Origin of the sequence: Sneathiella limimaris (assembly GCF_012932565.1) — a bacterium.
GTDB classification, from domain to species: Bacteria; Pseudomonadota; Alphaproteobacteria; order Sneathiellales; family Sneathiellaceae; genus Sneathiella; species Sneathiella limimaris.
The window spans coordinates 1,620,641-1,633,579 of record NZ_JABBYJ010000001.1; the positions used below are offsets into that span (position 1 = coordinate 1,620,641).

17 protein-coding genes are annotated in these 12,939 nt (G+C 53.1%); 10 read left to right on the forward strand and 7 right to left on the reverse strand.

Translation table 11 applies throughout. From position 1 onward, the window contains the following. Positions 1-9: 9 nt before the first annotated feature. Together HH301_RS07805 and HH301_RS07810 are read right to left on the reverse strand one after the other, a co-directional pair. Complete coding sequence (locus tag HH301_RS07805; RefSeq protein ID WP_169568203.1) at positions 10-558, reverse strand: PAS domain-containing protein; 549 nt, start codon at positions 556-558, stop codon at positions 10-12. 127 nt (positions 559-685) lie between these two features. Continuing rightward, positions 686-1,261, reverse strand: coding sequence for a hypothetical protein (locus tag HH301_RS07810; RefSeq protein WP_169568205.1), 576 nt, complete (start codon positions 1,259-1,261; stop codon positions 686-688). Positions 1,262-1,415: 154 nt separating this feature from the next. On the opposite strand from HH301_RS07810, the gene HH301_RS07815 reads away from it, so the two are divergent. Together HH301_RS07815 and HH301_RS07820 are read left to right on the forward strand one after the other, a co-directional pair. Further along, positions 1,416-1,757, forward strand: coding sequence for a zinc ribbon domain-containing protein YjdM (locus tag HH301_RS07815; RefSeq protein WP_169568207.1), 342 nt, complete (start codon positions 1,416-1,418; stop codon positions 1,755-1,757). 126 nt (positions 1,758-1,883) lie between these two features. Then, on the forward strand, positions 1,884-2,774 hold the full coding sequence (locus HH301_RS07820; RefSeq protein WP_169568209.1) for a LysR family transcriptional regulator: 891 nt from the start codon (positions 1,884-1,886) through the stop codon (positions 2,772-2,774). Here the strand turns inward: HH301_RS07820 and HH301_RS07825 are convergent. Then, positions 2,762-3,442: a peroxiredoxin-like family protein gene (locus HH301_RS07825; protein ID WP_169568211.1), complete on the reverse strand. Its 681-nt coding sequence runs from the start codon at positions 3,440-3,442 to the stop codon at positions 2,762-2,764. The genes HH301_RS07820 and HH301_RS07825 overlap by 13 nt on opposite strands. Before the next feature lie 218 nt (positions 3,443-3,660). On the opposite strand from HH301_RS07825, the gene HH301_RS07830 reads away from it, so the two are divergent. The 4 genes from HH301_RS07830 to HH301_RS07845 are packed head-to-tail and all read left to right on the forward strand — an operon-like array spanning position 3,661 to position 6,123. Next, a complete protein-coding gene (locus HH301_RS07830) occupies positions 3,661-3,900 on the forward strand; it encodes a BufA1 family periplasmic bufferin-type metallophore (protein WP_420821182.1) in 240 nt (79 codons plus the stop codon). 33 nt (positions 3,901-3,933) lie between these two features. Further along, positions 3,934-4,830 (forward strand): MNIO family bufferin maturase, encoded by an 897-nt coding sequence (gene bufB / locus HH301_RS07835; protein ID WP_169568215.1) that lies wholly within the window; start codon positions 3,934-3,936, stop codon positions 4,828-4,830. Next, complete coding sequence (locus tag HH301_RS07840; protein WP_169568217.1) at positions 4,814-5,602, forward strand: HvfC/BufC N-terminal domain-containing protein; 789 nt, start codon at positions 4,814-4,816, stop codon at positions 5,600-5,602. The genes bufB and HH301_RS07840 overlap by 17 nt, the downstream gene beginning before the upstream one ends. Positions 5,603-5,637: 35 nt before the next feature. Further along, the gene (locus HH301_RS07845) at positions 5,638-6,123 is read left to right on the forward strand and encodes a DoxX family protein (RefSeq protein ID WP_169568219.1); all 486 of its coding nucleotides are present in this window, start codon (positions 5,638-5,640) and stop codon (positions 6,121-6,123) included. A gap of 2 nt (positions 6,124-6,125) precedes the next feature. On the opposite strand, the gene HH301_RS07850 is transcribed toward HH301_RS07845, so the two are convergent. Then, entirely contained in the window at positions 6,126-7,445 is a 1,320-nt protein-coding gene (locus tag HH301_RS07850; RefSeq protein WP_169568221.1) for a serine hydroxymethyltransferase, read from the reverse strand. Positions 7,446-7,629: 184 nt separating this feature from the next. Here HH301_RS07850 and HH301_RS07855 point away from each other — a divergent pair, with 184 nt between their 5' ends. Further along, complete coding sequence (locus tag HH301_RS07855; RefSeq protein WP_169568223.1) at positions 7,630-8,277, forward strand: OmpW/AlkL family protein; 648 nt, start codon at positions 7,630-7,632, stop codon at positions 8,275-8,277. Positions 8,278-8,453: 176 nt separating this feature from the next. Here the strand turns inward: HH301_RS07855 and HH301_RS07860 are convergent, their stop codons facing one another. Beyond that, entirely contained in the window at positions 8,454-9,230 is a 777-nt protein-coding gene (locus HH301_RS07860) for a HalD/BesD family halogenase (RefSeq protein ID WP_169568225.1), read from the reverse strand. Positions 9,231-9,434: 204 nt separating this feature from the next. Here HH301_RS07860 and HH301_RS17885 point away from each other — a divergent pair, with 204 nt between their 5' ends. Beyond that, the gene (locus HH301_RS17885; protein WP_169568227.1) at positions 9,435-10,427 is read left to right on the forward strand and encodes an ATP-binding protein; all 993 of its coding nucleotides are present in this window, start codon (positions 9,435-9,437) and stop codon (positions 10,425-10,427) included. A gap of 498 nt (positions 10,428-10,925) precedes the next feature. Here the strand turns inward: HH301_RS17885 and HH301_RS07870 are convergent, their stop codons facing one another. Further along, positions 10,926-11,492, reverse strand: coding sequence for a carboxymuconolactone decarboxylase family protein (locus HH301_RS07870; RefSeq protein ID WP_169568229.1), 567 nt, complete (start codon positions 11,490-11,492; stop codon positions 10,926-10,928). A gap of 75 nt (positions 11,493-11,567) precedes the next feature. Between HH301_RS07870 and HH301_RS07875 the strand changes: the two genes are divergently transcribed. After that, positions 11,568-11,894 carry a winged helix-turn-helix transcriptional regulator gene (locus tag HH301_RS07875; protein ID WP_169568231.1) on the forward strand — a complete coding sequence of 109 codons (327 nt, stop codon included), beginning with the start codon at positions 11,568-11,570 and terminating at the stop codon, positions 11,892-11,894. A gap of 100 nt (positions 11,895-11,994) precedes the next feature. Continuing rightward, positions 11,995-12,552 carry a histidine phosphatase family protein gene (locus HH301_RS07880; RefSeq protein WP_169568233.1) on the forward strand — a complete coding sequence of 186 codons (558 nt, stop codon included), beginning with the start codon at positions 11,995-11,997 and terminating at the stop codon, positions 12,550-12,552. On the opposite strand, the gene HH301_RS07885 is transcribed toward HH301_RS07880, so the two are convergent. Continuing rightward, entirely contained in the window at positions 12,549-12,887 is a 339-nt protein-coding gene (locus HH301_RS07885; RefSeq protein WP_169568235.1) for a DMT family transporter, read from the reverse strand. The genes HH301_RS07880 and HH301_RS07885 overlap by 4 nt on opposite strands. Positions 12,888-12,939: the final 52 nt, after the last annotated feature.

The following is a 12,939-nucleotide window of genomic DNA, read 5'->3' on the forward strand; positions in this document are numbered from 1 at the left end:
AGCCGGCGTTTAGAAGAACTGATCGATCGGGGCGTTTGGAAACAGATCCTCAAAGCACTGCCCCTCTGGCAACTCCATGTGAATGAGGAAGACTTGAGAGACTTGCTTGCCGTCACTCAGTGGTAAATCCACGCCCACAACCCGCCGGTGGGAGCGTTTATACTGATCCAAGTGGCCCTGGATCAGGCCGATGAACGGGCGCTCGGACATTTCGACAAAATAGCGTCCTTCAACCGTTTTCCAGGCTTCAGGATTTATGGCTTTTTCGCCAAGTAACTTGCCGGTGTAATCAACGCCCCACCATTCGGCCAGTTTGGTCCCCCACAGGGTAAACCGCACATTAAAGGGATCCCGCTCCAGATTGACGATGGCAACTCGCCCCCATAAACCTCTGAAATCAGAAAACTCAAAATCCCGGCGCAAGGGTAGCTCATTCCCTTTGCGTTTTGATTGCCATAAGGAAACTATGGATTGAAAAGGGCCGAAATCAGCGGGATTGGCGTCTAGCGCACACTTGCCATATTCCCACTTGATCAGCTTGCGTTCTTCATCAGACATAACTTGGGTACTCAACTCAGACCAGGGCAGTGATCCTGCCTTGGCGTCAGTATAAACGAGGGTGGGTTTTTCGCAACTGAGCGAAAGACTTAATCCTCTTGTGTAGGTCTTAGAAGAGGCTAATGGACTAGAAGTTCAGATGATAGGCGCGCTTCAGTTGCCGATAGAGCCATTCCCGCTCCACTTCCGTCAGGCTTTTCCCAATTTCAATTCGGTCTTTGCCATGATCAATGGTCAGGCGGCTTGGATGGTCCTGATCGCGCAGCATAAGGGTTTTGATCTCTGGCTTATCAAAATTATAGATTTTCCGGCGTCGGATCAGGGACTGGATCCGCGCCTTGGAGCTTCGACCTTGCCGACCGAATTTTCCCGACTGGAAACCGCTGTCATAGCCAAGGTTGGGTTTGTTCAGCAGAAGTTTTTCCGGTTTTGATGGGCGCAATCCCTGAAACAGCATCCAGACAACCAAAAGGCCCCCAACGCTCCAACCTCCCAGCCAGAAAATAAGGAAAAAGCCACCGCTGCCTTCTGCGATCTGGTCCCAGGCACTCTTAAAGCCAACGGCCCAGCCGCCGAGCCAAAACAGCAGGAAAAGCATCACAAAATACTGGGCAGGCCCTTTGGAGTTCATGGGCAGGGTAATCTGGTCCAACCCATTGTGATGATCAACGATTATGTTCGAGCCTTCTGGTGGCAGTTCCATGCAGCGTCCCCCTCTAATCCCTTGATTTGCTACACTGTTCTGAATTGGACGGCAACTGAATAAAGGACTTCTCAAAGGTTTGGCGGGAAAATCTCTTGCGGGTCCGGCGGCGGCGGCTTAAGAAGAACGCCTGTTCCCTTGAAAGGCATGATCCATGAGCGAGTTTCCTCCCTGTCCAAACTGCAATTCCCCTTATGTTTATGAGGATGGCGGGTTGCTGATTTGTCCTGAATGCGCTCATGAATGGGCCGCTGGATCTGCTGGCGCGTCGGATGAGCCGGTGGTGCGCGATGCCAACGGGGCTGAACTGAAAGATGGCGACACGGTAACGGTGATCAAGGACCTGAAGGTGAAGGGATCCTCTTCGGTGGTGAAAGTCGGCACAAAGGTCAAAAACATCCGACTGGTTGACGGTGATCATGACATCGATTGCAAGATCCCTGGGATTGGGTCGATGGGCCTGAAATCCCAGTTTGTAAAGAAGGTTGGGGACTGATCCCAAAAACGGCACCTCACCGCTGTTCACAAATATATGACAACTGGTGAACGCCCGGCCACTGGTGGTTAGAGGGGTGTCCGGTTATATTTAATCCATGGTTTTGAGGCGGGGCAATGGCTGACCATGGAACTTTATCAGATTAAGTATTTTCTGGCATTATCCGAAACCCTTAATTTTACAAGGGCGGCGGAGCAGTGCCATGTTTCCCAGCCGTCCCTTACGCGGGCGGTTCAAAAACTCGAAGAAGAACTTGGCGGGGTTCTCTTCCGGCGGGAGCGGGCACGCACTCACCTCACGGAGCTGGGCCGGTCCATGCTGCCGTTTCTCAAGAAAAGTCTGGAAAGTGCAGAGGCTGCGAAACATCATGCGCAATGCTATGGCAGCGGCGAGGTTGCGCCGCTAAAGCTTGGGATGTCTGCCTCCATCGATATTGATATGATAATGCCAAAGCTTCGGGAGCTTTCCCGCGCCATGCCGGGTCTTAAGCTGAAAATGGTGCGCGGCTGCGCGGATAGCCTGATGCAACAGTTGGAAGAGGGTGAACTGGAGCTTTGCATTACCGCGACAGAAGAAACCAAATGGGAGCGGGTTGATCAATGGCAGTTGTTTACCGAAGCCTTTCGCCTATTGGCCAGTCCCAATCATCCGGTCTCAACAGCCAAGAAAGTCTGCCTGAAGGATCTGGAGGGGGAACAACTGGTCAGTAATGCCCTTTGTGAGCATTTCAAGCTGTTGGCGGGGCGGCTTGAGGGCTGCAATATTTCCTTGAGCCATATTCATGAATTGTCGGATCCTTCCGATTTCTGTGCCTTTGTCGAAGGCGCACTTGGGGTTGGGATTGCACCCAGCAGCATGCAGCATTCGGACAAAACGGTTTCTATCGCGCTGGATGAGCCGGGTCTTGTGCGGACGGTTTCGTTATTTGCGGTGGCGGGGCGTCAATATTCGCCCGCGGCAGCGACCTTTATTCGCATGATGCGGGCGGCTGAGTGGCCAGCCGATTATGACGCCTGACGTTCAAGAGCCGTAATGACTCTCTCAACATCCAGCCGTTTACGAAAATCCGGGTCTACATCGGCGACGATCACCTTGCCATTTCTATCGATCACATATGTTGCCGGGATCGGCACAAACCAGCCTGCATTTTTTTGACTATTGGCCAGATTGGTCCCGCAAGCGAGCATAGCCTCTTTCAGCATCTCTCCAATGGGGATCATTAAGCCGAGGGAGAGAGCATAAGCATTATCCATATCGCTCAACAACGGAAAGGGAAGGTCCAGATCTTCCGCCAATCGCCGACTGTAGGCGGCGGTTTCCGGCAGGATGGAGATGACATTGGCGCCAAGTTCCCGAATTCGGGGATAGGCTGCCTGATAGGCCAGCAATTCTAGCCGACAAAATGAACACCAATGGCCGCGGTTAAAACTAAGAACTAGTGGACCAGATGCGGTCAGTTTCTCAAGGCTCATCAGTCGCCCATTTTGGTCGGGCAGCAAAAAATCAGGCAGGTTATCGCCTGTCATGGGGGCATCGGCCCCTGCATTTGTTTGCTCAAGTCGCTGGATCAGATCCGCATACAAGCTTGCCAGATTTGGTGCACGCCCCGCCAGGACCTGCTCATACCGGGATAGTTTTTCCGGGAGCGGAGCGGTAATGCAGCTGATTTCTTCAAAACTGGACATTGAGGGAAAGTCCTACGGGGCAAAGCGGTTTTCAATCGGCTTCACCATATCTGAAATCGCCATGCGTGACAGGTATGGATTCTATAGCTAACTGATATTTCAAATCGCGAGCGGAAAGGCGCATCTTCAAGTTGTGGAAGGTCGATACCGGCCTTAACCAAAACCAATGACTTGGAGAATGAAAAATGACTTCTAAGATTTCTGCGAAACACGTTTTGATGGCTGCCGCTGCTATGGGCACTGTAATGGCTCTGTCTGCAGGTCCTGCGGCCGCTGCTGGCGATAAAGAAAAATGTTACGGCGTTGCTGCTGCTGGCAAAAATGACTGCGCAACAGCGACTTCTTCCTGCGCCGGAACTTCAAAAGTTGACCATCAGAAAGATGCTTTCGTTGCGGTTCCAAAAGGTCTTTGTGAAAAGCTGGCCGGTGGCAGCTTGGAGCCAATGAAAAAAGGCTAAGACCTCCGCTTTTTGTTCGGGAAGGAAAATCTCATGGTTCAACAGATTTCACCTCTAGACTTCGCGAACGCACCGATCCCGGCCAAGGCCGGGATCGGCCTCAAATTTGACCATATTGCCGAAATTATTGAAACCCGGCCGGATGTCGCCTGGTTTGAAATTCATGCGGAAAACTTCATGAGCCGGGGTGGTCCTGCCCTTTGGTCACTGGAGCAGATCCGCCAGTCCTATCCCATCTCCGTGCATGGGGTTGGCATGTCCCTTGGTGGGGCAGACCCTTTATCCAAAGATCATTTGAAACGCCTTAAGACCCTAGTGGATCGGATCGAGCCAGGTCTGGTCTCCGAACATCTGGCCTGGTGTGGCCGGGGCGGGGCTTTTTACAATGATCTTCTGGCCCTTCCCATGACAGCGGAAGCCCTCGACGTTGTTTGCGCCCATGTGGGTGAGGTGCAGGATACCCTGGGCCGGCAGATCCTGATTGAAAATCCGGCGGCCTACCTTGGGTTTGAAACGACTGACATGAGTGAGCCTGAGTTTTTAAACGCTCTTTGCAAGCGAAGCGGCTGTGGGCTTCTTTTTGATGTGAACAATGTTTTTGTCAGCTCCTCCAACCTTGAATTTGAAGTGACCGCGTATCTGGACGCCCTTGAGTTTAGCAACATTCAGGAAGTGCATCTGGCCGGGCATCACGTTCGGGAAGTGAACGGCGAGATTTTGCGGATTGATGATCACGGATCACCCGTCAAACCTGAAGTTTGGGAACTTTATCTAACAGTTTTGCGGCAAACCGGCGAGCTGCCCAGCCTGATCGAGTGGGACACAAATGTCCCGACCCTTGATGTGTTGGTCGCTGAAGCCACAAAAGCGCAAGCCTATCTGGACACCCTTTCCCTGCCAGAGGAGCAGTTCCATGCCGCAACAGCCTGATCAGCAAAGTTTGAAAAGCTTGCAGCACCTGGTTGGTAATGCGATTGAAGCCTATGAGACGGAACCAGCTGTCACGCATATTCGGCGCGGTAAATTTGCCGGGACTGATCTGCTCGCTATTCACCAGAACCATTTTCGAAGCTCATTAAGCGATGCGCTTGGGGCCAATTTTCCAGCGATCCTCGCCCTCATTGGGGAGGATTATTTTCAGCATGTGACCCGCCGCTTTGTGGAGGCATCGCCGCCTCCCGGTGCGATCCTTGCGGAATATGGCTGCGGCTTTGCAGATCATTTGGCAGAAAATGACGCGCTAAATCCCTTTCCGTATCTGGCGGATGTTGCGCGCCTTGAGTGGCACTGGAATGAAGCCTTTCATGAGGCGGATGCAGCCTCGTTGAGCGCAGAGGAATTAACCGCGCTCGCCACGAATGCCACGGAAGAAGCTCCGCTGGATCTGTTTTTACATCCGACGGTTCGGCTGATCCGCTCTCCCTATCCGCTTGCAAAAATCTGGGAGATGGCCCGCTTTGGGGCGCTTGATCCCGACGATATTGATCTGGCGCCGGCTGATTATCATTACCTGATTATTCGATCCGGACAGATGCCAGAAGTATTTGCGTTGGATGCGGGTAGTTTCGCGTTTCTGGAGGCGCTCGCCAAAAGCCCTGATTTTGAGGCGGCTGCAGTCGCTGCGATGGCAGCAGCACCGGATTTTTCATTGGAAGGCTCGCTCGGCAGCCTGCTTCTCAAAGGGGTGTTTCGGCATCCTTAATCCCCTGTTTTAGTCTATGAAAGGACGAAATGCCCATGAGTGAACAGACCGATATGACAACAGCTTCAGTCAATGATGGCAGAGGTCTGAAAGGCTTGATCAACCGTCTTTTTGGATATGCGGAAGCCATCCCCGATAGCGCCCTTTCGGTGGTTGCCCGGATCGGGATTGCAGGCATCTTCTTTCGCTCCGGCCAGACAAAGGTTGATGGCTTTACGGTGACGGACAGCACTCTTTATCTGTTCGAGGATGAATATGCACTTCCTCTTCTGGATCCAGTGTTTGCGGCCCATCTCGCCAGCATTGCGGAGCATCTCTTCCCGGTGCTACTAATCATTGGTCTTGCCAGTCGCTTCAGCGCAGCCGCGCTCCTTTTCATGACGCTGGTCATCCAGATTTTTGTCTATCCAGGTAGCTGGCCTGACCATTTCACCTGGGCGGCAGTGCTCCTCTTTATCATGGCCCGAGGGCCTGGTGTTTTCTCCATCGATCACCTGATCCGGAAAAGCTTCGGCTCCTGATCTCAGCGAATAAAGTGAAGGTCCTTGAACTGGCTTCGATAGGCTTTAACTTCAGTCGCAAGGCTCTCTGGATCATTTGATGTCAGTGCGGCCGCGATCAATTCTGCAAGGCGGGGTATGTCTTGCTCGGTCATGCCCCAGCGAACCAGTTCCGGGGTGCCGATCCGAAGCCCGTTCAAGTCTCCCTCCACCGGGGTGGTGGGCAGACCAATCCCGCAAGCCAGAAATCCTGCTTTCCGAAGATGCTGGGAGGCTGCCTGTCCCCCGCCATAAGGGGCAGCGAGCACCGCAAACTGATGGGACGCGGTCATCACGTTGCCCGATTTGAATATCTGAATGCCAAGGGCCTGCAGGTTTTCCGCCAGGGCGCGAGCCGTTCGGACCATGGCGGCGGCATAATCCCGACCATGGACTTTCCAGTCGAGCAGACTAATGGCAAGGCTTGCGGATTTGGCTGCGTCAAAGTTGGCGGTAAGGCCAGGGAAGGCAATCTGGTCAATCTTTTCGGCAAGGTCCGCCCGGTTGGTGACCAGCAGGCCACCTGCAGGACCGCCAAGACTTTTATAAGTGCTCATGGTCATCAGATCTGCCCCCTCAGCCAAGGGGTTGGGCCAGGCGCCGCCTGCAATTATTCCGCATTGATGAGCCGCATCAAATAAAAGGTCTGCCCCTACTTCATCGGCGATTTTACGGATTTCCGCCACCGGGTGCGGGGTGAGGTTGAGGCTGCCCCCGATTGTGATCAGTCGGGGTTTGATTTCCCTCGCCATTTCCTCCAGTTTTGCTGCGTCCACCGTGTAGCCATCGCTCGCCACCGGGGCAGCTTTGATGGTCAGGCCATAAAGCCCGGCAGCCCCTGCTTCATGGTGGGTGACGTGACCGCCAACGGCAGGGGGCGGGACGATAATAGTGTCGCCCGGCTTGCACGTCGCCATAAAGGCATAGAGGTTGGCAAGCGCGCCGGAGGCGATGCGGATTTCTGCAAAATCCGCGTCAAAAACCTCAGCGGCCAACTCGGCGGCGATTACCTCAATCTCTTCAATCGCCTCCAGTCCCATCTCATATTTATCACCGGGATAACCGAGGGACGGGCGGGAGCCAAGACCAGCGGCAAGCGCTGCTTCGGCTTTGGGGTTCATCACATTGGTTGCGGGATTGAGGTTAAAGCAGTCGTCTTCGTGGATTTCCTTGTTGCGCGCGATCAGGGCATCAATCCGATCCCCGATGTCGTGAGGGGCACTTGCCTCTACCGAAGTTGCATAAGCCTGAACCAGATCCTCAGACCCTTCGGGCACCCAGCCCCGCCGCACCAGTTTTGCCATTTACCGCCTCCGTTAATCTCTGTGCTGCCAGCAAAGCAGAAAGCGCTCCACCGGGCAAGCAAAGAGGTGAGCCTTCATAATTTCCGACCTCGTTTGACCTCAATCAATTTCATTTGTCCGTTGCTCTGTTAGATAGGGGTAAATTCGGGGTGATCCCGTTCAAATTCCAGAACAGGAGAGTGGAATGAAAAAAGCAACGATGCTGTCCCTGCTGGCCGGTACTGCGCTGGCGCTGACAAGTTTGACGCAGCCAGTTTTGGCGAAGGATGCGGGTGACCTGCTGATGCGGGTTCGCGGCATTGCAGTGATCCCGAACGAAGGTGGGAGCACTGATGCGATTGGCGGGCAAGTGGATATTGGCGATGCCTATATGCCCGAGCTTGATTTCACTTACTTCTTTACTGAAAACATTGCGGCGGAGCTGATTTTGGCAACGGCCAACCACAATGTGAAGGTCAAGGACACCTCCCTTTCACGGGATGTGGATCTGGGCGATGTATGGCTACTGCCTCCAACCTTGACCCTGCAGTATCACTTCATGCCGAAATCTGCGTTTAGCCCCTACATTGGTGCGGGTTTGAACTACACCTTCTTCTATGGTGAGGATAAGGGTGGTGATCCGGCTGTGACCAGCGTGAAATATGAAGATAGCCTCGGCTATGCCCTGCAGGCGGGTTTCGATTACCAGCTGGATAACAACTGGTCCCTGAACTTCGACGTGAAGAAGATTTTCCTGGAAACCGATGTGAAGGTAAATGGCGGCGCTATCAATGCCCGTGACGCCAAGATCGATCCGTGGATCTTTGGTGTGGGTATTGGGTACCGCTTCTAGGGGCGGCTAACCTCCCTTTTAGTCTCTAGCTTCGGCCCGTTGCATTCCCCCTTGCAGCGGGTCTTTTTTTGCCCAACTTATCTGGGCCGACGTTTTTGTTGAGTTCCCAACTTGTCTGAGCCGACAGTTGGGGTGGTTTTTTGTGCCCAACTTATCTGAGCCGATAGTTGGGGTGTTCAGCCAAGTCGTCCAAAGAACGTCATGCGGGCAGGCTCTGAAAGGGCGATACCCGGCTCGCTGTTATAGGCAAGGACAACCATCAGCCGGGTTTTTGATCCTTCTGTCGGGGTGACCCGGTGCAGGGAATTGCGGCCTCGAAAGAGGGACAGTGTTCCTTCCTCGATGGGCAGGGTGCTCACAGCTGTTGTCCCATTCAGGACGGCCTCGACCCCGTCGAAATTCATCTCCCCGGCATCTGCATCGCGCAAGTCACGGACATATTGAAATTCCCCGCCGCCTTCAGGGGCTTGCAGGAGCAAGGTCGTGGCAAAAGAGCTGTTATCAAAATGCCAGTTGAGCTCCCGCCCTTCATCGGCGAAATGCACGTTAATTCCGGCAAGCGGATCGGCATAAGGATAGATTGCTTCTTCGCCCACAACTTCAGCCACAAATTTCTTGAATTCCGGGCTATCATATAAGGCATGAAGGCCGGAGCCTTCGGGCACCTGGTCGGTGGTGATGCAGCCTTTCGTGGAGCTGAGCTGGCGATTGAAGATATGGTCCTCTGGCAGGTTCGGATCCGGATCGGTCAGGTAAATGTTATGGGTCTGGGCCGTGTAATAGACCAGATCACTCTGCGCTTCCGCCTCCCGGATGATTTCTGAGCGGGCCTCGTCTTTTAAAAAACCGGGCAGCAGCAGGGAGCCATCCGCATCCAGTTTCTCCCGACATGCCTGAATAAAATCGGGCGAGGTGATCGGATAGGCTTCAAGATTGATCCAGCGATCCAGCATGGGGGTCCTCTTACATGTTTGGCTGCTTCCAAGGCCGCTTTAAACCGGCGTCAGATAAGGCTGTTGCGATATCCTCCAGTCTAAGGGTTTACAGCTAGAAATCCAGTCCTCAAAAAGGGATGTTTTTGTATTAGAGATTAAAGGTTTTTAAAGAAAATTTCCCCAATATCTTACCTCGCAAGTCTGTCGTGGGAACATAGTCTAGTGTCGCAGCCGTATATCAGAAGTAGCCGCTTTTTGGATCTGGTAATCTGTTTTATCGGGATTGTTGTGGCGTTGGCGCTGTCCCACACCTTTGACCTCAGTGAAAGATGGATTGAGTTTTCAGAATCCCATGAAGATTGGGAGCTTGATGAGGTCTTGATTGTCTGTGGTGCAGCTTCGGTGATGTTCTTCTGGTATGCACTGAGGCGGCGCAACGAGTTCCTGCGGGAATATGATCGGCGACTGGAAAGTGAGCTGAAGCTCCAGGCCGATATTGATACCAAAAAACGCATGGATGATTTGTCGTTACTGACGGCCGGCATTGCCCAGGAATATAACAACAAACTCGCTGTCATTATGGGAAATACTGAACTGCTGGCAGAGCGACTAGGGCCAGGCGTCCCTGAAACCCGTCATATTCTGGACGCCGCGAAGCATAGTGCAGTTCTCACTCATCATTTGCTGGCGTTTTCAAAACAGCAGCAAATGTTTTCCAAACCAGAGGAAATGGCACAGCGTCTACAGGAAATTATTGATAAGGCCTCCCAAAAATATGGGTCAGGTCTGCAGTTCCATTGCGAGATACCTGACCAGTTCTCTCATGCCTTGGTCGACCGTTATCATCTGGAGGAGGCGATGATGGCCCTGATCGCTAATGCCTATGATGCCCGCTTGGATGATAATCGTATTGAGATTAATTGTCAGGCAGAGCGCCGCGAAGCGCCGGCGCAGGAGCCGGGCATGGCTGCTACCCAAAAAGACTACGTGCGGATTGATGTGCAGGACCATGGCAAGGGGATGCATGAGATTATCCGCGAGCAGGCGTTCGAGCCGTTCTTCACCACAAAGGATGTTGGCAAGGGCCTGGGTCTTGGGCTTTCCATGGTTTATGGTTTCGCAGCCCAGTCTGGCGGATTTGTCGAAATCCAGTCTGAACTGAATAAAGGGACTAAAGTCTCCTTATTCTTACCCGCCGTGCAAGAGGCCGCCTGAAGCATGTGGCAAGCACCAAAAGCCTCGCCAGAGGGGTGCTCTGCAAGGGCGTGATATCTATGTGGGTTAAGGGCGCCAGGATTGAATTTATTGTTATAATTCAATGATTTTAGGGCGCTAATTTCGGATTGATCAACGGATCCTCTCAAAAAAGATCGCCGATGATGCGGTGACTTGATACGGTACTTCTGTTACTACTGCTGACTGGTTACGCGACTGGTGCATCACCGGCGACAAGGTTATTTATCGTTGATTTTGCACGTGACGAATTTTGGATCAGATCTGTTGTACCGGTCTTTTGGAACGGCCCTGTCTTCCTTGGCTTCCTGCCACTAGAGCCCTCTGTCCCCGGTTGAGTACTTGCCGATACAAGTTCCCGCCCGCACGATCCAGCGCCTGATCACCGGAGGCTGCCACCCCCACTCTTACGCAAGACGGCTCATGTGGGACCCCACCCCCAAAGCTTCAAGCCTTTTCCTCAAAAAAGTGGAATAAGTATTATTTATTAGTCGCTGACAACCTGTCTGGAAAGGGTTTGGCGAAGGTTTCATTGGGAAGTTTGGCCACATTCGCGACCATGCTCACCGTGTGATAGGCGCCAACCAGATTGATAAGTTCAAGTTGCTGCTCCCGGCTCCAGTCACTGGTAAATTCGAGCCATTCGGCTTTGCTCAAATCCGCCCGGTCAATCAGGGTATCCAGGCACCGGATCAGGCGGTATTCTTCTGGGGTCCAATGGGCTGGGTCGATTTTATCCCGGCAAAGGTCCCTCAACTGAGTGTCCGAAAACCCGGCCGCTTGTTGAAAGACAGCGGCGTGTATGCCCCATTCATATTCGCAGCGGTATCTTGCTGTAATGCGGTGAATAGCGATTTCCCGGATCCGCAGGGGCAGGGGACTTTCCTTGTCGAGCAGGTTGGGGACCCCGTTTTTCAAAAAGCGCTTACTGTTGGCAAAAGTGCGAAACAGGCTGAGCAGATATCCCTCAACCCGCGGGTAGGGCGCCAGCATGTCTTCAATCTCTGCAGAGAAGGGGGCGGTCAGGGGGGTAAGTGGATTGCTCATTGGGGGATCCTTGTGCTACAAAATGTGTAACAGACATATATGCTACATTTTTTGTAGCGTCAAGAGAGGTTTGTAATGGCAAAATTACCGGGTCATCCGGTTCGGGGATCGACGACAGGCCGTCCGATCATGGCGCTTCTGGATCTGCTTGGGCAGCGCTGGACGCTTCGCATTTTGTGGGAACTGAAGGCGGGCGCCATGACCTTTAGAGCCCTCAGGGAGGTGTGTGATGGGGTGTCGCCGACGTTACTCAACACGCGGCTGAAAGACCTTCGTCAGGTGCAGTTTGTGGAACTGACGGATAGTGGATATGCCCTGACCAAAATGGGGCGAGAACTGGTTGAGGAATTTTCCGCTCTGGATCGATGGGCGGAAGGGTGGGCCAAGACACTCAATCAATAGGGCGAACTTGCGAGGCGGACATCCGCTTGCTTTCTCGGACCTCTGATCCAAGTGAGGGGCATGAGCGTAAACCTAATACCAGCTAAGTGGAGGCCCGAACATGCGTTTCGTTTTTAGTCTGGTCGTGGCCCTGATCCTGTTCCCGGCGGCGACCCTGGCAAGTGACCTTTCGTTAGCCAAGGAGCCTGGCTATTTTGTCATGCTCCGACATGCCTATGCGCCGGGAACAGGTGACCCAGCAAATTTCAGCCTGAACGATTGTCAGACCCAGCGAAACCTGAACGCGGAAGGTCGGGATCAGGCCAAAACCATTGGTGATCTTTTTCGGCAGGCGGGAGTGAAATCTGCAGATATATACAGCAGTCAGTGGTGCCGATGCATGGATACAGCCTGGGAAATGGAGCTTGGGGATGTAAGGGAGCTACCGCCGCTGAATTCTTTCTTTGGACGGTATGAACGGGAAGCTGGCCAGATGAAGGATCTAAGGGACTGGTTGAGTAAACAGCCCCTTCAAAAGCCGCTGATCCTTGTCACTCATCAGGTTGTGATGACCTCGCTTACGGGTGTCTTTCCCAGTTCCGGCGAGATTTTCATCCTTAAACGATCAGAAAATGGGAATTTAGATCTGGTGAAACGCATTCGCACGCTTGAGCGTTAATGAACCACCTTTGAAAAGAGATTAACAACAAGAACGCCGGCGAGGATCAGACTGAGGCCTGCGATGGCAGGTAAGTCCAGTTTCTCCCCAAACCATAGCCAGGAAATCAAGGCGATTAATACGATCCCCAGCCCAGACCAAATTGCATAAACCACACCTGCGGGCATCACCCGCAAGGGGTAGCTCAGGAGGTAAAAAGCAATGCCATATCCGATGATTGTCACCAGACTGGGATAGAGGCGCGAGAAACTTTCCGAGCGGGCCAGAGAAAGGGTGGCGATCACTTCTGCGGCGACTGCCGCGATCAGAAAACTATAGGTAAGGCTGAGTGGCATGCGACTTCCCTTTCGCTGAATACAAACTGAACGCAGCAGCATAGGGGTCTAA